A 21,065-nucleotide genomic window follows, 5' to 3' on the forward strand; every position below is an offset into this window, starting at 1 on the left:
AAGGCCGGCGGAGCAGTTAGCCCCGCCGGCACAACCATAGCATCAAGAAATCTGCCGCGCGCCGCGAACCCCGAGCAACACGGCTCGCGATATCAAACTACTCGCCAAAGAACTCATTGATCTTCTGCTCGTCGACGCCAAAGAACCACGTCAGGACAAAGCCGGCGGCATAGGCAAGCAGCATAGCGGCAACGTAGCCGAGCTGCTGTCCAGGAACGACGATCAGCAGGCCAAACAGACCGGAAACGCCCTGAGAAACCGTGCCGATGTGAAGCAGCGCCGCGAGCGCGCCGCCAAATCCGGCACCCAGGCAGGCCGTCACAAACGGACGAACGAGCGGCAGCGTAACGGCATACATCAGAGGCTCGCCCACACCCAGGATTCCAACGGGAATGGACTCTGCGACGTACTTCTTGAGCTTGGCGTTCTTGGTCTTAAAGTACAGCGCCAGACCAGCGCCGACCTGGCCGCCGCCAGCCATCATAAGGATGGGAAGCAGGTAATTGATACCCTTGGTAGCGCCGTCGGGATCGTTGAGCATAGCGTGGATCGGCGTGAGCGCCTGATGCAGGCCGACGGAAACCAGCGGCAAGAAGCCTGCCGACAGGATATAGCCGCCCAGGACGCCCAGCTTCTCGAAGATAAAGGTCAAAACGCTAAAGATGGCAGTCGTCAGCCATGCGCCAACCGGCTGGATGACGAGCATCAGAGCAAAGGCGCCGATGATGAGCACCAGCAGCGGGGACAAGAACGTGTCGAGCGCGTTGGGCATAACCTTGCGAATCTGACGCTCCATCCAGGCAAAAAATGCGCCAGCGATGAGAGCCGCAATCATGCCGCCCGCCGCGGGGTTGTACTGCGCATTGGTGAGCGGCAGCAAAATGGCAGTGGCAGGATCGGCCGCGCCAGGCGCAAGCAGGGGCATGGCACTGTTGGCAATACACATCATGCCGGCGATGCCGCCCAGCGCAGCGGAGCCACCAAACTCACGTGCCGCGTTATAGCCCACCAAGATGGGCAGATAGGCAAACAGGGCCCAGCCCATGGAACGAATGCCCTGGTACCACCACTCGCCCGCAAGCGCGCCTGCCGTCGAGACGTTAATGACGTTGCAGATACCGTTGATAAGGCCAGCCGCAATGATGCCTGGAAGCAGGGCGACGAAGACATTGGAAATCTTCTTGAGGAAAGCCTGAACCGGCTTGGACTCGTACTTGGCCTTCTGCGCGGCCTTGTTTGTGGCCGCAGCGTCGACCACGCTCTCGTCAGCAACGCCTTTCGCAAGGCCGGTGAGCTTGGAGAACTCCTCGAGCACCTTATTCACCTTGCCCGGCCCCAGCACGATCTGCATCGTGTCGTCCTCGACCAGGCCCATCACGCCGTCGAGTGCCATAATGCCCTCCGTGTCGACGTTGCCCGTGTCTTTGACGGTCACGCGCAGGCGCGTCATGCACGCCGCGTTTGCCAGCACGTTGTCTTTACCGCCCAAAAGGTCCAGCAGCTTTTGAGCCAGCTCTTTGTTCGTCATAACTCCTCCTTGTATTGGGTATCTCGTTTGGATGTCGTATCAGATCACGCCGCGCACCTATTGGGCATCGGCATTGCTCTTCTCATGGCCACTCACCGCAGCACGGACATGGCCTCGCGCCCGCCCAAGAGTTACCGCAGCCTGCTCGGCATCGCAGCCCAGCAGCACCGAGACAATAGCGGTTTTTACATGGCCGCCGGCATCTGCAAGCGCCTGAATAGCGCGCTCGCGCGTGCAGCCGGTCGCCTCCATCACGATGTTCTGGCCGCGCACCACCAACTTCTCGTTCGTCTGCTGCACATCGACCATCAGGTTTTGGTATACCTTGCCGATCTTGACCATGGCACCGGTTGAAATCATGTTGAGGATGAGCTTTTGAACCGTTCCCGCCTTGAGCCTCGTTGAGCCGGTCAGCACCTCGGGACCGGGCACGGGTTCAATGGCAAGATCTGCGCTCTCCCCGATCTTCGACCCTTGGTTGCAGGCAATTGCAATGGTCTTGCACCCAGTTGCCTTGGCGTACACAAGGCCACCCACCACATAGGGAGTACGACCGCTTGCCGCCAGGCCAACAACAAGATCCTTGTCCGAGAGTCCACGCCCCCGCAGGTCGCTCGCGCCAAGCTCCTCACTGTCTTCGGCACCTTCGACAGCCTTGATAAACGCCGTCTCGCCTCCGGCAATGAGCCCGACAATCAGATCGGGTGACACGCCAAACGTGGGCGGACACTCCGAAGCGTCGAGTACGCCCAGACGACCGCTGGTGCCTGCGCCCATGTAAAAGACGCGCCCGCCGCGCTCGAGTGCCTCAGCAGCCCAGTCGATTGCTGTGGCAACCTGGGGCAACACTTTCGTGACCGACTGGACGGCACGAAGATCCTCATCGTTCATCGTCGTGACGATCTGCAGCGATGTCATCGTATCGAGGTCCATTGACCTTTGATTACGCTGTTCGGTCGTGAATTTTGTTAAATCGAGCATTTCATTCACCTCATCTTTCCTGTTTCTCGATGTAGTTTTGCTTAATGACATGCGTCGCTCGTTCGTAGTCGCTGGCAACGTAAGCAGCGTACAGGGCATCGACAATCATAAGCTGGGCCATACGCGAAGCCATGGCACCGCTGCGGACCAAGGGCTCACTCGCAGCGACGCCGAGCACGGCATCGGCCATGGTGGCAAGCTTGGATGATCCATCTACTTTGGTCACGGCCACAACGGGACAGTTGTGACGTTGGGCCTCGGCGGTGCAGTCCAGCACCTCTTGCGTCAAGCCCGAGTAGCTAAAGGCGATTGCCATATCGCCCTCATGCATGTTCTTGGCACACAAGAGCTGATCATGCCAGTCGTCGTACAGATGGCACTCTTTGTCGACACGCATGAGCTTTTGCGCCAGATCGTGCGCGACCAAACGAGAGGCACCGATACCGAACAGATTGACCGCGCGTGCCCGCTTAAGATAGGCCGCACATCGTTCCAAGACGGTGTAATCGAGCGTTCGCGCCGTCGCTTCGATCGTGCGCACGTTGCTTTTCATCACCTTCCCCACGATACGTTCAACGCTGTCATCCATGGAGATGTCCTCGAGGGCAACGTCTTTCTTGTCACCCAAGAGTGCCAGCTCGGCAATCAGTTCGCGCTGGAACTCCTTGTAGCCCGCAAAACCCAAGCGCTTGCAAAAGCGCAAAATGCTCGAGGGCGAGGAGAACGTAGCATCGGCAAGACCGCGGACGGACAGCCCGACCACCTCGTGCGGATGAGCGCTTACATATGCGATGACATTGCGTTCCGCCGGGCTCGCGCTGAGCTCACGCTCGCGAAGCCGCAAAAGCAATCCGTTTGCCATCTCAAACACCTCCGTTGAGAAGAATTAAAGACCAACGAACGATTCGTACCGGATATAAACAGCTTTTACGGTACATTGTGCCGCATCGTGGCGCACAAAGGGCGAGCGTTCTACCGCTCGCCCCTCAAATCCGACCGCTCGGAAATACGCGCGACACAAAATAATTCAACAAGGTCGCATTATCAGAAACGGGTTTGTTACCGGCTAGCGCCTCGCATGGGCGCCGATCGGCCGAGTCGCATGGCGCACCAACGCCGCTGCCAGCAATACCAACAGCATCGCGGTGACATAGCCCGCAGCATCGAATCCTAAATCGATAACGTCGAAATGCCTGCCGGGAACAAAGATCTTATGCACCTGATCGCCAATGGAGCAGGCGGCGCAAAAGAGCAACACGGGCACGCAACGGGAGCATACGCTCCACGGACGCCTGGAAAAGCAAACCACGACCACCGAGGCGAACAATCCGACGAAGAAAAACTCTACGGTATGGGCAACGCGACGGACGTTCGTGCCCACCCACATGCGAATGGAAGCAAGTCGGCCAGACCGGACATTCGAAGCAGCCGAATCGGTGCCCCCGGTCATCCCGTTCTCGGTCTGAGCTTCACCCGCGACATCGGCAGCCTGTACGCCCGTAGCTTGACCCTCCACCACACGCGCGGTGGACTCGCTCAGCAACGACGTCTCCACCGCATTTTGCTCCGTCAGCACCCAGATGCTCGCCAGCGTTGCAGCGAACAGAACGATCGCGGTCCATCCGATTATTTGTTTTACGCGCGCCAAGGGCCTACCTCCTTTTTTGAATATCAGCGAGTGTAGCCCCAAATGACATCGCCACCGTATCAAAATTTGAATCGCAACAGGAAGCAACAAAGCGACGCAAACCCCTACCCCGCCTCGCGCATCCAGCGATCGAACGTCCCCACGCACACGCCCAGGCACTTTGCTGCCTGGCTGCGGGTAATATCGCCCGCCTCATAGCTATCACGCACCAGCTCAAACTGAGGAGGGCACGGCTTGCGAGGTCGACCGAAACGGACCCCTCGCGCCCGCGCCGCCGCAATCCCCTCCGCCTGACGCCGATGGATATTCTCGCGCTCCACCTGCGCCACGTAGCTCAGCAGTTGCAGCACAATATCGGCAATCAGGGTGTTGGTCACATCCGGCGCGCCGCTGGCCCTGGCGCGCGTGTCAAGCAATGGCATGTCCAACACCACAATGGCAACCCCGAGCTCCTTGGTAATGCGTCGCCATTCCTCAAGAATCTCGGAGTAATTACGACCAAGTCGGTCGATAGAAAGCACCACCAGCACGTCCCCGTCTCCCAGGACGTGCAGCAGCTCGCGATAACGCGGTCGATCGAAGTCCTTGCCGCTCGCATGGTCGGCATAAATATTCGCCGAGCCCACGCCATAGGCGCCCAGCGCATCCAGCTGCCGATTAAGATTCTGATCGCGCGAACTCACCCGCGCATAGCCGTACACCGTCGCCATCTCATCCCCGCTTTCTTGTAAACCTGCCAAAAAGGGACAGGTTTATTTTGGTAGGTTTTACCTCTCAAATAGCAGGTAAGCGGGCGGCCGAGCAGACGGCAAGGCAGCCACGATCCAAATGCGGAGGGCGGCCCCGAAAGACCGCCCTCCGCCCTCCCGCCGCAAGTCGGGATTTGGCTAATGGATAAGCTTAAAGTCCAAGTGCCCGCGTGTAGTATTGACGCGCGAGACCTCGATGATCACACGCTGCCCCAGTTCGTAACGAGTGCCCGTGTCGGCACCTGTGAGCGTGAGCGCGTCCTCGTCAAACTCGAACCACTCGTTACCCAGGCTCTTGATCGAAACCAAGCCTTCGACCTGCGTCAGATCCAGGCGTACGAACAGGCCCATACTGCTGACCCACGAGACGGTTCCGGCATAGCGCTCGCCCAGACGATCCTCATAGTACTGGGCAATCTTGATCTTTTGCGTCGCATGGCTGGCGGCATCGGCCGCACGCTCTGCATCGCTGCATGCGCGGCAAATCTGCGGCAGAATGCGCGGCAGCGACTCGCGCCCCTTGCCGATCAGCCGCGGCGTACGGACCAAGGCGTCCTTGCCGCCGAGCTGCTCATAGGCCAACTGCAGCTTGAGTACGCGGTGCACCACCAGATCGGGGTAGCGACGGATGGGACTCGTAAAGTGACAGTAGCACGGCGCGGCGAGCGCAAAGTGGCCCTCGTTGCGCGGCTTGTACAGCGCGCGCTGCATGCTGCGCAGAAGCAGCGTGTTGACGAGCGGTGCGTTGGCCGTACCGGCGGCAGCATCGACTGCAGCCTGCAGCTCATCGGGACTCCCCAGGGCAATACCGGCAGCACGGCGATCGTCGATGATGCCCAGCTGCGCCAGCGCAACGGCGGCACCGTGCAGGCTATCGGGGCTCGGATCCTCATGCACGCGATAGCAGGCCTCGATATCACGGTCTGCCAGCCACTCTGCAACGCACTCGTTGGCGAGCAGCATGGCTTCCTCGATAAGCGACGTGGCACACGAACGCTCACGCGCCACAATCTGCACGGGTACTCCGTCCTCGTCCAATAGAGCGCGAATCTCGGCCGTGTCAAAATCGACTGAGCCGCGGACGCGACGAATACGACGGCGAAGTTCGGCGAGTTCGTTGGCGGCGACAAGGAAATTGCCGAGGTCGACGTTGCAGCCGCGGGCGGCCTTCTCGCACGCAAGACCGCGCTCAAGCGCCTCCTCGCGCGAGGCCTCAGCAGCCGCAACATCCTCGGCCGCACCCTCCAGCACCCCATACTCCACCGCGCCGGCACGCACCAGCAGCGCCTCGGCGCCGTCATAGTCCATACGCACACGCGAGCGAATCACGCTGGGGTACGGATCGTAATGCCGCACGCGACCCTGCGCATCGAGCTCAATGTCAACGGTAAACGCAAGACGGTCCTCGTCAGGGCGAAGCGAGCACAGGTCACAGGACAGGCGTTCGGGCAGCATGGGAAGCACGCAATCGGCCAGATACACCGATGTCGTACGATGGCGAGCCTCAAGATCGATATGCCCGTCCCAAGCCACATAGTGTGAAACGTCGGCGATATGCACACCCAGCTTGTAGCCACCCTCGGGCGTGCGCTCCAGCGAAATGGCATCGTCAAAGTCGCGCGCGTCGACCGGGTCGATCGTGATGACAAAGCGGTCGCGCAGATCGCGGCGGAGCGGGTCCTTAAGCGCCGCGGACACATCGAGCGAAAGCCCCTCGGCCTCGTCCAGCGCGGCCTCGGGATAGCTATCGGTATAGCCATAACGCGCCATCACATATTGAACGCCCAAATCGGGCGCGTCATCTCCGCCAATGCGGCGTTCGATCGTCACGGTGCCCGATTCCAGGCGCGTCGGGTAGGTCAAAATGCGCGCGACAACGGCATCACCCGGGTGGACGCCCAGACGATCCGCCGAGGTATCCTCGGGCAGAATGAAGAAGTCGGCCTTCAGGCGCGAATCGAGCGGCTCGATCACACCGAGCGGACCGGCGGTCTGGTACGTACCCACCACGCTTATGGCTGCGCGCTCAACCACGCCTTCGATCACGGCGCGCCGCTCGCCATGCGGGCTGTTCTTAATGCTCACGGCAACGGTATCGCCGTCCATGATCTCGCGCTTGCTGCGGCCCATGACCTTGTAGTCGCCGCTCTCGGTTATGACATAGGCGCCATGCTCATGGAGCTGCACGCGCCCGGTCAGGCTCGGACGGCGTTCGCTGCGCACCGGCCCACGCTTATTGCGGGCACCGCGCTTATGCTTGTTATTGCGCCCCATGGCGCCTCCTTGCTATCGATTGCCGTTTACATCCCAAGAGTCTACCCAAATGATCCCTAGGGAACGGCAGGATTGCGGGTCACATAGATAGACCAGCGCCACAATGACCCGTTTTCTTCCGTCCCCTTGGGATCAAAAAACGGGCCGCCCCATAAGAGACGACCCGTTGGAAGGGTGAATTCCAGGCATGCCTACACGCGCAGGTAGCGACGCATGGCGATGGCAGAACCAAAGAGACCGATAATCACACCGACCAGAATCAGCGCAGCATAGGTCACCAGGTAGTACTGCATCGGCAGGGCAAACGACATCCAGCCGATGCTCTCCTGCAGACGCGGAATCATCAGATTGCGCAGCAGCTCCAGAACGCCGATGGAAAGCAGCGAGCCCAAAATGGCCTGCAGTACGCCCTCGGTGATAAACGGGCCGCGAATGAAGCCGTTGCTGGCGCCGACCAGACGCATAATCGCAATCTCACGACGACGCGCCGTGATGGACAGGCGAATCGTGTTGTTGATGAAGATGAATGCGATAAAGGTCAGAAGGCCAACGAGCACCACGGCGGCGATGCGGATGTAGTTGGTCACCTGGAACAGGCGGCTCACTTCCTCCTGGCCGTACAGCACGCTCGCGTTGACGTCGCCGTCATCCGCGATCTTCTGGAAGTCGGCGTTCTTCTTGAGCTTCTGGGCCGTGCTTTCGACCTTGGACGGATCGTCCATCTCAATTGCAAACGAAGCCGGCAGCGGGTTCTGGCCATCGAGCGCGCTCATGGTGGCGTCGGCGTTGCCCGACATCTTACTCGTATACTCGGCCAGCGCGTCGTCCTTGTCCTTATAGGTCACGGACTTTACGTTATTCCACGTCTTAAGCTCGGCCTCAAAAGCCTGAACATCGGCCTGATCGGCGTCATCGCTAATGAACGCGTTGATGACAACCTGATCCTCGACGGTGCCGATCACGGAGTTCAGCATCGCGGAGCCCATGATGAACAGGCCGATGATAAACAGCGAAAGGAAGATCGTGATGACGGCGCCGAGCGAGGTAGTCCAGTTACGGAAGAAGTGGCTGATTGCCTCTTTGAAGGAGTAGCCCACGTTAGTTGGTGCCATAGTTGCCGTAACCTCCCCTCTCCTGGTCGCGGATAACGTGGCCGCCCTCGAGGGCGATCACGCGACGGTGCATGCTATCGACCATCTCGCGGTCGTGCGTGGCGACGATCACGGTGGTGCCCGTGCGGTTAATACGCTCGAGCAGCTTCATGATGCCCAGCGAGATCGCCGGGTCGAGGTTACCCGTGGGCTCGTCGCAGATCAGCAGCGGCGGACGGTTGACCATAGCGCGGGCGACGGCAACGCGCTGCTGCTCGCCACCGGAAAGCTGGTCGGGCAGCGAGTCCATCTGATCGGCCAGACCGACCAGACGCAGCACCTCGGGCACCTGGCTGCGAATGACGCCCTTGGGCTTGCCGATGCACTGCAGGGCAAACGCCACGTTTTCGTAGGCGGTTTTTTGCGGCAGAAGCTTAAAGTCCTGGAACACGGCGCCAATCTGGCGGCGCAGGAACGGAACCTTGCGGTTCTTGATCTTCATGAGGTCCTGACCGGCAACCAGGATGCGGCCGCTCGTCGGCTTGACGTCGCGGTTGAGCGTCGACAGCAGCGTGGTCTTACCCGAGCCGGAGTGACCGACCAGGAAGACGAACTCGCCCGGATAGATTTCGATGTTGATGTCGTCGAGTGCAGGCTTGTTGGGCTGTGCCGGATAGATCTTGGTGACATGCTCCATAAGGATGACGGGCTCGACACCGGCCTGCTTGGCCATCTTCTTGCGGCTGGCCTGCGGATCGATGGGCGCAAACACCGACGTAAAATCGGGGTTGTTGAGCGCGTTATCGAGGCTTGCGACCTCGGCTGCCTGATCGCTCTCGACCACCGGGGCAGCAGGCTGCGTGGGATCGGGAATAGCGGCAAAGAGACCGGACTGCGCAGGCTGAGGAACCGGCGTCGCAGGGGCCATGGGGTCGGGAATGCCGGCCATGGTAGGCTGCGGCGTGGCAGCGCCAGCCTGAGGCTGCTCCGAGCGAGCGGTCACGGCCTGAACGGGCTCAAAACCCGCCGTGCCGGAAAGCGCGACATCGCTGGTGGGATTGTAGGCAAAGGGATCGGATGCCGGCTGTGCCTGATCTGCCGGCTGAGCGGGGGCCTGAGCAACAGGCTGGCCCTCTGAATCCGGAGTGGCGAAACGACTGCCCCGGACGCCTGCCTGCGTCTTGGGGGCATCATCGCCCGCACCGGAGGTACGGAAGTGGTTACCCACTGGTGCTCCTTATCGTCGTGCGTTTAAACTACATGAGCGCCTTGTATTTTAGCAGCATTAGCTTTGCTGCACATAAGAAGCATGGCGGGCTTTGGGATCCCACCGGCCGGGCGCAGGGTTACTCTCCAAATCGTCCTCGGACATGTCGGAGCCTCCGCTGCGCACTACGTGCGGCGGGGGCTCCTCCGTCCTGCGGAAAGATTTGGAGAGTAACCCTGTGTCCGGCCTGCAATAACTAAGGGGTCGCTGCGTTTTACTTGGGTGCAGCAGCGCCGTGCTTGGGGGCTGAATTGCACTTTGTTGGGATGGGCCCGTTTCCCGGAGGAAGCCCTCACTTGGCGCGGGCCTAATTTGTTTGTTGCCGACAAAAAACAGGGGCGTCCTCTTTGAGGACGCCCCTGTTATGGATTGCATACGGTTGCTGAAGCGATACTTTGCCTCGCCTTGTCCTAAGCCAAGAACTCCTTGGTGGTTGCCACGATGTTGGCGGCGTCCAGACCGTACTTGTGCAGGAGCTCGGCACCCGGGCCAGACTCACCGAAGGTGTCGTTGACGCCGATCTTCTTGAGCGGCGTCGGGCACTGCTCACACAGGACGTCGGCAACGGCGCTGCCCAGGCCACCGATCACGGAGTGCTCCTCGACGGTCACGACGTGGCCGGTCTTGGTGGCGCTCTTGACGATCAGGTCGGCGTCGATGGGCTTGATGGTGTGCATGTTGATGACCTCGGCATCGATGCCCTCGGCAGCAAGCTGCTCAGCGGCCTCGAGGGCCTCGCCGACCATCAGGCCGCAGGCGATGATGGTCACGTCGGTGCCCTCGCGCATGACAATGCCCTTGCCCATCTCGAACTTGTAAGTCTCGGGGTCGTTGATGACCGGCGAGGCCAGACGGGCAAAGCGCATGTACACGGGGCCGTCGCACTCGTAGGCGGCGCGCGTCACGGCACGGGCCTCGACGTCGTCGGCGGGAACGATCACGGTCATGCCGGGGATAACGCGCATCAGGGCGATATCCTCGCAGCACTGGTGCGTGGCGCCATCCTCGCCCACCGAGATACCGGCGTGCGTGGCACCGATCTTGACGTTAAGGTGCGGGTAGCCGATGGAATTGCGGACCTGTTCAAAGGCGCGGCCGGCGGCGAACATGGCAAAGGTGCTCGCGAAGGCGACGCGGCCGGTGGTCGCGATACCGGCGGCAACACCCATCAGGTTGCTCTCGGCAATGCCCACATCGAAGAAGCGGTCGGGGCAGGCGGCCTTGAACTTGCCGGTCTGCGTGGCGGCGGCCAGGTCGGCGTCGAGGACCACAAAGTCATCGTGCTCGTTGGCGAGCTCGACGAGGGCCTCGCCGTAGCTTACGCGCGTGGCGATTTTCTTGACGTCTGCCATCCTAGAGCTCCTCTCCGGCGGCCGTGAGCTCTGCCATGGCCTGCTCAAACTGTTCATCGTTGGGGGCCTTGCCGTGCCAACCCACCTGGTTCTCCATAAAGGAAACGCCCTTGCCCTTGGTGGTCTCGGCGATAATGGCGGTCGGCTGACCCTTGGTGGCGCGGGCCTCGGCAAAGGCGGCGCGGATCTGATCGAAATCGTTGCCGTCGGCAAGCTCCACCACGTGGAACTTGAAGGCGCGGAACTTGTCGGCGAGCGGCATGGGGTCGTTGACTTCCTCGACGGGGCCGTCGATCTGCAGACCGTTGTGGTCGACGATCACGCAGAGGTTATCGAGCTGCTGGTTGCCGGCGAACATGGCGGCCTCCCAGACCTGGCCCTCCTCGCTCTCGCCATCGCCCAGCAGGGCGTAGGTGCGATAGTCGTCGCCCCAGTGCTTGGCGGCAACGGCCATGCCCACGGCGGCGGAGATGCCCTGGCCGAGCGAACCGGTGGACATGTCAACGCCCGGGGTGTCGTTCATGTTGGGGTGACCCTGCAGGTGGCTGCCGATGTGACGCAGCGTCTCGAGATCCTCCTTGGGGAAGAATCCGCGCTCGGCGAGCACGGCGTAAAGACCAGGCGCGCAGTGACCCTTGGAAAGCACGAAGCGATCACGGTCGGCCTTGCGGGGGTCGGCCGGGTCGACGTTCATTTCCTCAAAGTACAGATAGGTCATGATGTCGGCAGCGCCGAGCGAACCGCCCGGATGGCCGGACTTGGCAGCATGCACGCCGGTGACGATGCCCTTCCTTACCTCGTTGGCAACCTTTTTGAGCTCTTTGTCGCTCATTGTGCCTTCCTTTCATCCTCTTTAGACAAGATGCGCACGGCACAGAAGGTCGTCCCAACACAGCCGCAATGCACGTACGTCATTCATTATGCTGGAAACTGATGGCTTTACCAGACTTTTTATCATTATTTGAGCAATTGAGCAGGCAGAACCGCTGATGAAACGGTTTATCAATGTGAACGTCTTTTGGATGGAACGCAGTCGGCCCTACGCGTTAATGTCCTTGAAGCCCTCACCGAAGGTCTCCGTGACATCGGCCACCGTCACGATAGCATGCGGGTCGCGCTCACGCACGATGGTTTTGAGCGTGTTGAGCTCGCGACGACTCACGATTACCATGATCACCGGCTTCTCGGCACCCGAGTACATGCCGGTCGCCTTAAACTTGGTGCAGCCGCGGCCCAGGCCATACATGATGTCGGCCGCGATATCGGGAAACTTGTCCGAGATGATGAGCACCATACGGCGCCTGTTGCCGCCGTCGACCACGGCATCGATCACGTAGCCGCTAATGACCATCGAAAGGCCCGCATACAGCGCGTTTTCGACCGAAAAGACCGGGGCCGACAGCGCGCACACGGCAACATCGATCGCCATGACGGTGGAGCCCACCGGTAGTGACGTATTGCGCGAGATGATCTGGCCGATCGTGTCAGAGCCGCCAGTGTTGGCACCGGCGCGCAACACCATGCCATAGCCGATGCCCGTGATGATGCCGCCCCACATAGCGGGCAGCATCAGATCGGCATGTGCCAGCGGCGCCACAAACGGAGCGAACAGGTCGGTGAAAAAGCCCAGCAGCACAAAGCCCGTCGCCGTCTGTACCACGTAGAACATGCCACCCTCGCGCATAACGACCAGCAGCAGCAGGGCATTCATCACGATGGTCTGGATGCCAACGGGAAGCGATATGCCATGCGAGGCGCTGACCGCCTGAATAATGGTGGCGAGGCCCGTCACGCCGCCGGCGGCAAGGCCGTTGGGGATCAAAAACAAGTCCGTCGCGATAGCTGCCAGGGCGCAGCCAAACATGATCTTGGGCAAGTCATGAAAGAAGTTCATCGAAAGAATGCGCTTGATGTCCAGACGATATGCCATGCAGCCTCCCTCAAAAAAGCGCACCCAAACGAGTGCGCTTTGAACTTCTTGCTGTATTCGATTCTACCGATTCACCGAGCAAATACCACCCCTGCGAAGTGTTTGCATCGACCCGAAGCCAACCATGTGCCTAGGCGTCCGAGCCTTCCGCATCGGCGTTGCCGGTTGCCCAACGATGGTAGCCGATCACAAACGGATCCAGATCGCCATCGTCGAGAACGGCCTCGACGTTGCTGGTCTCCACGCCCGTCCGCAGGTCCTTGACCATCTGATACGGATAGAGCACGTAGCTGCGAATCTGGTTGCCAAAACCGATCGTGGTCTTGGGTCCGCGAATCTCATCCAGGGCCTCGGCGCGCTTCTCGAGCTCGATCTCGTACAGACGGGCCTTGAGAATCTGCATGCACGCGGCCTTGTTTTGAATCTGGCTGCGCTCGTTTTGGCAAGTGACAACGATGCCGCTGGGAAAATGCGTCACGCGTACGGCGGAGTCGGTGGTGTTGACGCCCTGGCCGCCCGGGCCGCTCGCGTGATACACGTCCACGCGGATATCGTCGGGACTGATCTCGATGTCGATATCGTCAGGCAGCACGGGGATGACCTCGACGCCGGCAAACGTGGTCTGGCGGCGCTTCTTGTCGTCGGTAGGGCTAATGCGCACCAGACGGTGGACGCCGGCCTCGGCGCGCAGCATGCCAAACGCGTCCTTGCCCTCGACGGTAAAGGTCGCACGGTCGATACCGATGACCTCAGCCGCGGGGCAGTCGTTAATGGTGACCTTCCAGCCGCGACGCTGGCAGTACTTCATGTACATCTTAAAGAGCATGAAGGTCCAGTCCTGCGCCTCCAGGCCACCCTGTCCGGGCTTGATGGTCACAATCGCGTCGCCGTGATCGAACTCACCGGTAAACCAGCTCGAAAGCTCGAGCTCGTCGATAGCGCGGGCCAGGCGTTCTGCCGTAGCGGCAGCCTCCTCGCGCAATGCGGCGGCATCGGGGTCGTCGCCCATCTCCTCGGCAAGCTCAAGCGCCGCGCGGGCGTCAGATAGCTCGCCGCGCGCGGTATCCATGGCAGCGATATCTTCCTTGGCGCGAGCGATCTCCTCCATGGTTGCGCGAGCGGCGTCGGCGTCATCCCAAAAGCCGGGGGCCACGCTTTTTGCCTCGAGCTCGGTCACGCGCGTGCGCTTCTCGTCCAAATGAAGATACGACTCGACCTCGCCGAGCCGGTCCGCAAACGCGTCCAGCTCGGCGGGCGTTACCTCTAAAGCCTCGGCCATTAACGATTCCTGCCGTGGCAGTACTTGAACTTCTTGCCGCTGCCGCAGGGGCAAAGGTCGTTGCGGCCCACGTTGACATAAGGGTCATCGCTCTCGGACTTGCGGTAGGTGGTCACCTTGCCGCCGTTGTTGACAGCAGCCGGGCCTCCCTGGACGGCCGTACGAGCCTGAACCTGTGCCTGCTTGCGCAGCACCGAGCTGCCGTTGTCGCCATCGACGTCGGCGGGGCCGGAGAAGCGCGCACCCTCGAGCGCGGGGTCCTCCTTGTGCTCCACGGCCCGCGGGGCGGCCTTGATCTCGATGCGCAGAACGGTGCGCAGGTAATCCTCGTACATGGTGTCAACGAGCATCTGGAAGGCACCATAAGCCTCAGTCTTGTACTCGACCAGCGGGTCGCGCTGACCAAAGCCGCGCAGTCCGATACCGGTCTTGAGGTAGTCCATCTCCTGCAGGTAGTTCATCCAGCGGGTATCGATGACGCGCAGCATGACCTGGGTGTTGAGCTCGCGCATGAGGTCCTCACCCAGGCGCTCGGCCTTCATGTTGTAGCACTTCTCAACGTAGGCCAGGACATCGGCAGCCAGGGCCTCAAAGTCCTCGTCGGGGAACTTGGGCGTATCGATATGCCCGGTGAGCTCCACGACCCACTTGCGCAGGCCCTCGAGATCGCGCTCGCCATCGTGGCTGTCCTTGGTGCAGAACTCCTGCACGCAGCGGTACACGGTGTCGTGCATGACCTCGGTGATGTGGTCGGTCAGATCCTTGCCGTCCAGAATCTTGTTGCGCTCGGCGTAGATGACCTGGCGCTGCTTGTTCATGACGTCATCGTACTCGAGGACGCTCTTGCGCATGGAGAAGTTGATGCTCTCGACCTTGTGCTGGGCGCTCTCGACGGCCTTGGAGATGATCTTGTGCTGGATGGGCATGTCGTCGCCCATGTCGGCGGAGACCATCATCTTGGAGACGCGGTCCATCTTGTCGCCGCCGAACAGGCGCATGAGGTCGTCCTCGAGCGACAGGTAGAACTGAGTCTCGCCCGGATCGCCCTGACGACCGGAGCGGCCGCGCAGCTGGTTGTCGATACGACGGGACTCATGGCGCTCGGTGCCGATGACGGTCAGGCCGCCGGCGGCAAGCACGCGCTCGCGCTCGGCCTTGCAGGTCTCCTTGGCCTCGGCGTTAAACTGCTCGAGCTGCTCGGGCGTCACGTCCTCCATGGTCAGGCCCTCGTACTCAAGGCGCTCGCGCACCAGCTCGTCGGGGTTGCCGCCCAGCAGGATGTCGGTACCACGACCGGCCATGTTAGTAGCGATGGTCACGGCGCCGTAGCGTCCGGCCTGGGCAACGATATGGGCCTCGCGCTCGTGGTGCTTGGCGTTGAGGACCTCGTGCGCGATACCGCGCTTGGTAAGGGCGGCCGACAGCTTCTCGGAGCTTTCGATGGAGACGGTGCCCACCAGGACCGGCTGGCCCTTGGCGTGACGTCGCTCGACGTCGTCGGCAACGGCGTTGTACTTGGCCTGGATGGTGCGGTAGACCAAGTCCTCGTGGTCAACACGTTGCACGGGCTTGTTGGGGGGAATGACCTCGACGGGCAGCTTGTAGATCTCGCGGAACTCGGCGTCCTCGGTGAGCGCCGTACCGGTCATGCCGGAGAGCTTGTCATACAGACGGAAGTAGTTCTGCAGGGTGATGGTTGCCAGCGTCTGGTTCTCCTCGCGCACGAGCACGCCCTCTTTAGCCTCGATGGCCTGATGCAGGCCCTCGGAGTAGCGGCGGCCCTCCATGATGCGGCCGGTGAACTCGTCGACGATTTTGACCTCGCCGTTGGTGACCACGTACTGCTTGTCGCGATGGAACATGTACTGGGCCTTCAGCGCCTGCTGCAGGTGGTTGACAAGCTGGCCGGAGAGATCGGCATAGATGTCATCGATACCCAGGCGGCGCTCGATCTTCTTAAGGCCGCGCTCGGTGGCGGCGATGGTGTGCTTGGCCTCGTCCATGACGTAGTCGCCCGTGGGCTCGACGTCCTCGGTGGCGGTGAGCATGTCGTGCGACACGTCCTCGCCGCACTCAAGGCCACGCACGGCACGCGCGAAGTCCTTGTAGGTGCTGGCGGACTTAGTGCCGGCGCCCGAGATAATGAGCGGCGTCCTGGCCTCATCGATCAGGATGGAGTCGACCTCGTCGACGATGGCGTAGTTGTGACCGCGCTGCACGCGCTGCTCGGGACGGGTGACCATGTTGTCGCGCAGGTAATCAAAGCCGAACTCGGAGTTGGTGCCGTAGGTGACGTCGGCCTGGTAGGCCGGGCGCTTGAGCTCAAGCGGCATGTTGTTCTGGAGCAGACCGACGGTCATGCCCAGGTACTTATAGATGCGGCCCATCCACTCGGAGTCGCGCTTGGCAAGGTAATCATTGACAGTAACGACGTGCACGCCCTTGCCGGCAATAGCGTTGAGATAGCCGGCCAACGTGGAGACGAGGGTCTTACCTTCGCCGGTCTTCATCTCGGCGATGTGGCCCTCGTGCAGTGCCATGGCGCCAATGAGCTGCACGTCAAAGTGACGCATACCCATGGTGCGCTTGGAAGCCTCACGCACGGTGGCAAAGGCCTCGGGGAGCATGTCGTCGAGCGACTCACCGTTGGCGTAACGCTCGCGGAACTTATCGGTCTGGCCGCGGAGTTCCTCCTCGGTCATCTTCTCAAACTGGGGCTCAAGACCGTTGATCTGGTCGACGATCTTGTAGTAGCGCTTAAGGTCCTTATCGGATCCAAAGGACAGCAGCTTTGACATGAATCCCATGTGGTTTTCCTTTTTGGCCATCGCCCACGCCGTGCAGCTGCGGGCGAGTTAAACACAGATGATTGTACTTTAGCCAAACAAGGCGCGGCCTATACGGTCGACCTCGACCGCCACGTAATAACTATGACCAACCTGCCGCAATGGAACAGGTTTATTTTGGCAGGTTTTATCTGAGCAAACGCCGTCTCTCTGCCATTTGGTGCCACGGGGACAGGTTAGCTTGCGCCAATAAAAAGAAAAGGGCCGCGCACCCAAACGGATGCACGACCCTTATGCCATGAATGCGAGCGATTCCGCGGCGAGCTATTTACTCAGCAGCCTCGGTGGTCTCGGCCTCGGCAGCGGCCTCCTCGACGGGAGCCTCTGCGGGAGCCTCGGCGGCCTGCTTGGCAGCCTCCTCGGCAAACTTAGCAGCACGCTTAGCCTTCTCGGCGGCCTTAGCCTCAGCGGCGGCCTTGCGAGCGGCCTCGGCCTCAGCAGCCTTGGCGGCCTTGGCGGCCTTGGCCTCCTCGGCCTTCTTGAGCTGGGCGGCAGCGGCGCCACCGAACTTGTCGGCGAAGCGCTGGACGCGTCCACCGGTGTCGACGAACTTCTGCTGGCCGGTGTAGAACGGGTGGCACTCGTTGCAAAGCTCGACCTTCATCTCGGACACGGTAGCGTGCGTCTTGAAGGTGTTGCCGCAGGAGCACGTCACCGTGCACTCGACATACTGGGGATGGATACCCTGCTTCATGGTAGGACTCCTTATTGGTCAGGCGCTGGTTACCGATCAGCGCATAAGGCGTCTTGGTTTCCGACCAAGACAACAAACTCGGCTATGGTACCACGGCGCCGCGTGTCCCACAAAAGGTTCACGGTCTTTTCGGAACGACACGAATCTGACCCATCGAAACACATCTCCACCGTTCCTTCAACTGGGAAAATGCCGTCCCCGGGGCCTGAGAAGGGCCCCGGGGACGTTCGACTGACTGCGGGAACGGCCTTTCCGCCCAATGTGTTCGGCTGAGATCGGAAATCAACCAAACTGAACTAGGTTCAGTTGACATGGTTAAAAACGAGGGGCGACGCTTTTGCGTCGCCCCTCGTCCCGGCCGGGTTGCTTTAGTTGTACACACGGTAGTTACACTTGAACTGGGTTATGTGTCCATAGCTGGAGCGGTACCAACCCGATGTATAGCTGATTACTTCTGGGCCTAGATATTCGTATCTCTTGTTGTAGCGAAGCTGACGGTAGGTCGTGTCGTACTCTGCTACGTAAAACGTGTCTCCAGAGAAGGCTTTGTACCGGTCCTTAACCGTCGAAGCCATGTACGCGGGTTCGACATCGCCTTTCTCCCCGTTGAGCGCATAGACGGGTGCCGCGATTCCGCATAAAGCCGTTGCCACGAGGATGGCGTAGACAGCCATGCGCGACGCATTGGACTTCAGCTGTTCAAATAGTTTCATGTCATTCACCTCCCTCGTATGTATCGAGGTATTCCTGCTTGAGCGTCTGCGAGGACGACTCGGTCTTTTCCACGAGCGTGCCGGACTCGATGAAGTAGAACGAGTCGGTGAGGTCTGCCAGGTCGTCGAGTAGATGGCCTGAAATGAGCACGCTGCGTCCCCGCGCCACTTCGCTGCGCATCGCGTCGCAGGAGGTTTTCCGCTTTCCCGGATCGAGGCCGTTCAGCGGCTCATCGAGGATGAGGTACGGGCAATCGGTCGCTATCGCCATGGCAAGCTTTACCTGCTGCTTCATTCCCGTCGAGAGTTTACGGGTCGGCTTGTCGAGATATGGGGAGATTCCGAGGGAGTTGCAGAGCGAGTCGACGTCGGTGGCTGGTTTCCACTCCTCCCTAACGAAGGCAAGGTGCTCGAGGGCCGATAGCGTGGGATAGAGATCCGCGCTGCCCGAAGAGCTCAGGTAGACGAGTTCTGCAAATTCGGCTGATCGACGTTGGCAGATTCCGTCTGCCGCCAGGCTTCCCGATCGGATACGGGTGGGAAATTGGCCCGACAGCGCTTCCAGAAGGGTGGTTTTCCCCGAGCCGTTGGGAGCAACGAGGCCCGCCGCCGTTCCCGGGCTCAGGAAAAGCGACCCGATTGAAAGTATCGTCGTGCTTCCGTATCCCACGCTCACGTCCAGAAGCTCGAGCCCATGGTGCTTTTTAGCGGGTCCAGCCTGTTTGGGGGAACGTGTCGCAACGGCGCCGACCGTAAAAAGGACCGCGACGTATGCCAGGGCCACGGCAAGCATCGATGCGCCGCCCGAACCGGAGCCAATGAATTCTGTCGGGAAGCATCCTACGTAACCCGTTGCCTCGATAGGCGAGAACACGGCCAGCGGCAGGAGCCCGAGCACGGCATTATGCCCCAGTGCCGAATCGGACAATAACGGGAATGCCGGGGCCGCGACAAGCAGCGCGGAGGCAAGGGGGCCCGCGAGGACGCGCCTCGTTGCGGTCGATAGGACGGCGGAGCAAACGGATATCAAGGTTCCGCCCGCGAGCAGCGCGAGAAGTATGGTCGTGAAGACGTTTCCCGCGGTCGTGGTGGTGAGCGCGCCGTCATGGAAGAAGGCGATCGGGTACCCGATCTGCCCGAAGCCGTTTAGGGCCAAGGCGTAAATGCCCCCGGGTGCGAGGCCGGCGAGGAGCATCGCGGTCCCCGCGACGATTATCGAAAACACGATCTGGATAAGGCGCCGGAATTTGGGTGCGGGCGCCTTTGCCGCCAGGGTACCGGGCCTTGTGGCGCCGAGCAGGAGTATCGACGAGAGAAGGAAGGGGATGAAGGGAAGGAAAGACGGCGCCTGGGCAATGGCGTAAGGCAGGAAGGAAAGGAATGGCAGGTCGTTTGCGGAGGCCGGGATATCCGTGATGCCGGAGCTGCTCAGGGCGCGGCAATACGCGAGGTCTGCGTCATTGGTCTCTCGGTCTCCCACGATGGACCCGGATTGGAAGCCCTCGCCCATGAGCGCGTAGTAGCTCTCGGCAGAATCGAGAAAGGCGGCGTCGGTTTGAGCGGCGAGGGCGGCGTTCGCGTATCTTGCAAGCTCCGCGTCATCTTGCTGCTCTGGAGATAGGTCTGTGCCGCTGGCCTGGGGCGCGCGCGTATTGAATGCGTCGACAAAGCCCTGCATGCCCTGTTTCATAAAGAAGGGCCCGTAGATGGGTGAATTGAACGCAATGGGGACGGAGAAGGCTGCAGCGAGAACGAGCGTACAAACCCATACGGCCTTGTCTCTTAGGATTAGTTTGAGAAGAAGTCGACAGTACATTCAGAAGCACCTACGTTCCTCAAAGAATTGTTAGATTAAAAGTAACAGACCGGATGAAGATACGTGCGACGGGGGCGAGGCGAATGGCTGAGCGGTATCGATATGCGGGTTCAACGGTATCACATTGGCCACATAGATTTTTAACTTGCATTTCTACCCGCCCTTTTCGTAGAGTCGCCGATACGTGCTTAGCGCACCCTCGGCGCGTCCGGCAGGCTTTGCGAAATGAGATCCAGGAGACTTCGGCGCAGCATCATCTTGCGGAATGCTTCTAATGAGCCTCCCATCCTTCAAAAACAGAATCTCATCGCACAGCCTATCGACCGAATCCAAGATGTGGGATGACATGATGATGCACGTACCAGAATCGGCCAGCTTCCTGAGAATCTCGGAATGCAAGTCCACCCTGCTGGGGTCGAGCGCGTTCATGGGCTCATCTAATAGAAGGTACCGCGCGCCCGTCGCATACGCGATCGCCAGGGTAAGCTGCTGCTTCATGCCCTGGCTCAGAGTGCGGATCCTCATCTTCGCGAACTCGCCTATCTGCGTTTGTTCCACTATCTCTTCGATATCGCGAGCATGCGGCCACATATCGCAAACCATCTTGAGGTGATCTTCCGCACGCAATCCGGGATACAGCAACGTCCCCTCACCAGGTGCATAGAAGATCATAGAACGGACCTCTCTCGCACCCGTACCCTGCACCTCATCCAGAACGATGCTCCCGTCCACGCGAGGACCCGGCAAACCTGCCATCGCACGCAGCAACGTCGTCTTTCCATGCCCGTTCGGAGCGACGAGACCGTAGACCGTACCCGGGGCAAACTCAGCGTTCACCGAATCTACGAGCACCTTCTTTCCATAAGAGATCGTCAGCGTTTGAAGGTCAATCATCGA

17 protein-coding genes are annotated in these 21,065 nt (G+C 60.5%); all 17 read right to left on the reverse strand.

Translation table 11 applies throughout. The features are described from left to right. Nucleotides 1–97: 97 nt before the first annotated feature. Nucleotides 98–1,528, reverse strand: a complete 1,431-nt coding sequence (locus ACEG18_RS05250; protein ID WP_372541614.1) for a PTS transporter subunit EIIC — start codon at nucleotides 1,526–1,528, stop codon at nucleotides 98–100. A gap of 57 nt (nucleotides 1,529–1,585) precedes the next feature. Beyond that, a complete protein-coding gene (murQ, locus tag ACEG18_RS05255) occupies nucleotides 1,586–2,509 on the reverse strand; it encodes an N-acetylmuramic acid 6-phosphate etherase (RefSeq protein ID WP_372541616.1) in 924 nt (307 codons plus the stop codon). Between the two features lie 10 nt (nucleotides 2,510–2,519). After that, on the reverse strand, nucleotides 2,520–3,371 hold the full coding sequence (locus tag ACEG18_RS05260; protein WP_372541618.1) for a MurR/RpiR family transcriptional regulator: 852 nt from the start codon (nucleotides 3,369–3,371) through the stop codon (nucleotides 2,520–2,522). A gap of 204 nt (nucleotides 3,372–3,575) precedes the next feature. Then, nucleotides 3,576–4,157 (reverse strand): VanZ family protein, encoded by a 582-nt coding sequence (locus ACEG18_RS05265; RefSeq protein WP_372541619.1) that lies wholly within the window; start codon nucleotides 4,155–4,157, stop codon nucleotides 3,576–3,578. Between the two features lie 104 nt (nucleotides 4,158–4,261). Further along, a complete protein-coding gene (locus ACEG18_RS05270) occupies nucleotides 4,262–4,867 on the reverse strand; it encodes a recombinase family protein (protein WP_055310347.1) in 606 nt (201 codons plus the stop codon). Between the two features lie 177 nt (nucleotides 4,868–5,044). Continuing rightward, on the reverse strand, nucleotides 5,045–7,180 hold the full coding sequence (locus ACEG18_RS05275) for a ribonuclease R family protein (protein ID WP_372541621.1): 2,136 nt from the start codon (nucleotides 7,178–7,180) through the stop codon (nucleotides 5,045–5,047). A 191-nt stretch (nucleotides 7,181–7,371) separates the two neighbouring features. Beyond that, on the reverse strand, nucleotides 7,372–8,292 hold the full coding sequence (ftsX, locus tag ACEG18_RS05280; protein WP_089572231.1) for a permease-like cell division protein FtsX: 921 nt from the start codon (nucleotides 8,290–8,292) through the stop codon (nucleotides 7,372–7,374). Then, nucleotides 8,279–9,499, reverse strand: a complete 1,221-nt coding sequence (gene ftsE, locus ACEG18_RS05285; protein WP_372541623.1) for a cell division ATP-binding protein FtsE — start codon at nucleotides 9,497–9,499, stop codon at nucleotides 8,279–8,281. Before ftsE ends, ftsX begins: the two co-directional genes overlap by 14 nt. A gap of 449 nt (nucleotides 9,500–9,948) precedes the next feature. After that, nucleotides 9,949–10,890 (reverse strand): transketolase family protein, encoded by a 942-nt coding sequence (locus ACEG18_RS05290; RefSeq protein ID WP_372541625.1) that lies wholly within the window; start codon nucleotides 10,888–10,890, stop codon nucleotides 9,949–9,951. Nucleotide 10,891: 1 nt separating this feature from the next. After that, nucleotides 10,892–11,722 carry a transketolase gene (locus ACEG18_RS05295; protein WP_372541627.1) on the reverse strand — a complete coding sequence of 277 codons (831 nt, stop codon included), beginning with the start codon at nucleotides 11,720–11,722 and terminating at the stop codon, nucleotides 10,892–10,894. A gap of 207 nt (nucleotides 11,723–11,929) precedes the next feature. Continuing rightward, on the reverse strand, nucleotides 11,930–12,820 hold the full coding sequence (locus tag ACEG18_RS05300) for a YitT family protein (RefSeq protein WP_372541629.1): 891 nt from the start codon (nucleotides 12,818–12,820) through the stop codon (nucleotides 11,930–11,932). A 130-nt stretch (nucleotides 12,821–12,950) separates the two neighbouring features. Further along, complete coding sequence (gene prfB / locus ACEG18_RS05305; RefSeq protein ID WP_372541631.1) at nucleotides 12,951–14,099, reverse strand: peptide chain release factor 2; 1,149 nt, start codon at nucleotides 14,097–14,099, stop codon at nucleotides 12,951–12,953. Beyond that, nucleotides 14,099–16,906, reverse strand: a complete 2,808-nt coding sequence (secA, locus tag ACEG18_RS05310) for a preprotein translocase subunit SecA (protein ID WP_372541632.1) — start codon at nucleotides 16,904–16,906, stop codon at nucleotides 14,099–14,101. The genes prfB and secA overlap by 1 nt, the downstream gene beginning before the upstream one ends. Nucleotides 16,907–17,213: 307 nt before the next feature. Beyond that, entirely contained in the window at nucleotides 17,214–17,639 is a 426-nt protein-coding gene (gene rpmE / locus ACEG18_RS05315; RefSeq protein ID WP_006235303.1) for a 50S ribosomal protein L31, read from the reverse strand. Nucleotides 17,640–18,007: 368 nt separating this feature from the next. Next, on the reverse strand, nucleotides 18,008–18,352 hold the full coding sequence (locus tag ACEG18_RS05320) for a hypothetical protein (RefSeq protein WP_118266514.1): 345 nt from the start codon (nucleotides 18,350–18,352) through the stop codon (nucleotides 18,008–18,010). 1 nt (nucleotide 18,353) lies between these two features. Further along, nucleotides 18,354–20,042, reverse strand: coding sequence for an ABC transporter ATP-binding protein (locus ACEG18_RS05325; RefSeq protein WP_372541635.1), 1,689 nt, complete (start codon nucleotides 20,040–20,042; stop codon nucleotides 18,354–18,356). A gap of 279 nt (nucleotides 20,043–20,321) precedes the next feature. Next, nucleotides 20,322–21,062 carry an ABC transporter ATP-binding protein gene (locus tag ACEG18_RS05330; RefSeq protein WP_117769450.1) on the reverse strand — a complete coding sequence of 247 codons (741 nt, stop codon included), beginning with the start codon at nucleotides 21,060–21,062 and terminating at the stop codon, nucleotides 20,322–20,324. Between the last annotated feature and the right edge of the window lie 3 nt (nucleotides 21,063–21,065).

It is taken from the genome of Collinsella aerofaciens (assembly GCF_041537385.1).
In the GTDB taxonomy this organism is placed as follows: domain Bacteria; phylum Actinomycetota; class Coriobacteriia; order Coriobacteriales; family Coriobacteriaceae; genus Collinsella; species Collinsella aerofaciens_BV.

Excerpts from the sequence above, each read along its gene's own strand:
- ACEG18_RS05270 (WP_055310347.1), bottom strand. The coding sequence starts at position 4,867 with ATGGCGACGGTGTACGGCTATGCGCGGGTGAGTTCGCGCGATCAGAAT.
- murQ (WP_372541616.1), bottom strand. The coding sequence starts at position 2,509 with ATGCTCGATTTAACAAAATTCACGACCGAACAGCGTAATCAAAGGTCA.
- rpmE (WP_006235303.1), bottom strand. The coding sequence starts at position 17,639 with ATGAAGCAGGGTATCCATCCCCAGTATGTCGAGTGCACGGTGACGTGC.
- ACEG18_RS05325 (WP_372541635.1), bottom strand. The coding sequence starts at position 20,042 with ATGAAACAGGGCATGCAGGGCTTTGTCGACGCATTCAATACGCGCGCG.
- ACEG18_RS05260 (WP_372541618.1), bottom strand. The coding sequence starts at position 3,371 with ATGGCAAACGGATTGCTTTTGCGGCTTCGCGAGCGTGAGCTCAGCGCG.
- ftsX (WP_089572231.1), bottom strand. The coding sequence starts at position 8,292 with ATGGCACCAACTAACGTGGGCTACTCCTTCAAAGAGGCAATCAGCCAC.
- ACEG18_RS05290 (WP_372541625.1), bottom strand. The coding sequence starts at position 10,890 with ATGGCAGACGTCAAGAAAATCGCCACGCGCGTAAGCTACGGCGAGGCC.
- ACEG18_RS05300 (WP_372541629.1), bottom strand. The coding sequence starts at position 12,820 with ATGGCATATCGTCTGGACATCAAGCGCATTCTTTCGATGAACTTCTTT.
- prfB (WP_372541631.1), bottom strand. The coding sequence starts at position 14,099 with ATGGCCGAGGCTTTAGAGGTAACGCCCGCCGAGCTGGACGCGTTTGCG.
- ACEG18_RS05275 (WP_372541621.1), bottom strand. The coding sequence starts at position 7,180 with ATGGGGCGCAATAACAAGCATAAGCGCGGTGCCCGCAATAAGCGTGGG.
- ACEG18_RS05320 (WP_118266514.1), bottom strand. The coding sequence starts at position 18,352 with ATGAAACTATTTGAACAGCTGAAGTCCAATGCGTCGCGCATGGCTGTC.
- ACEG18_RS05250 (WP_372541614.1), bottom strand. The coding sequence starts at position 1,528 with ATGACGAACAAAGAGCTGGCTCAAAAGCTGCTGGACCTTTTGGGCGGT.
- ACEG18_RS05330 (WP_117769450.1), bottom strand. The coding sequence starts at position 21,062 with ATGATTGACCTTCAAACGCTGACGATCTCTTATGGAAAGAAGGTGCTC.
- ACEG18_RS05295 (WP_372541627.1), bottom strand. The coding sequence starts at position 11,722 with ATGAGCGACAAAGAGCTCAAAAAGGTTGCCAACGAGGTAAGGAAGGGC.
- secA (WP_372541632.1), bottom strand. The coding sequence starts at position 16,906 with ATGGGATTCATGTCAAAGCTGCTGTCCTTTGGATCCGATAAGGACCTT.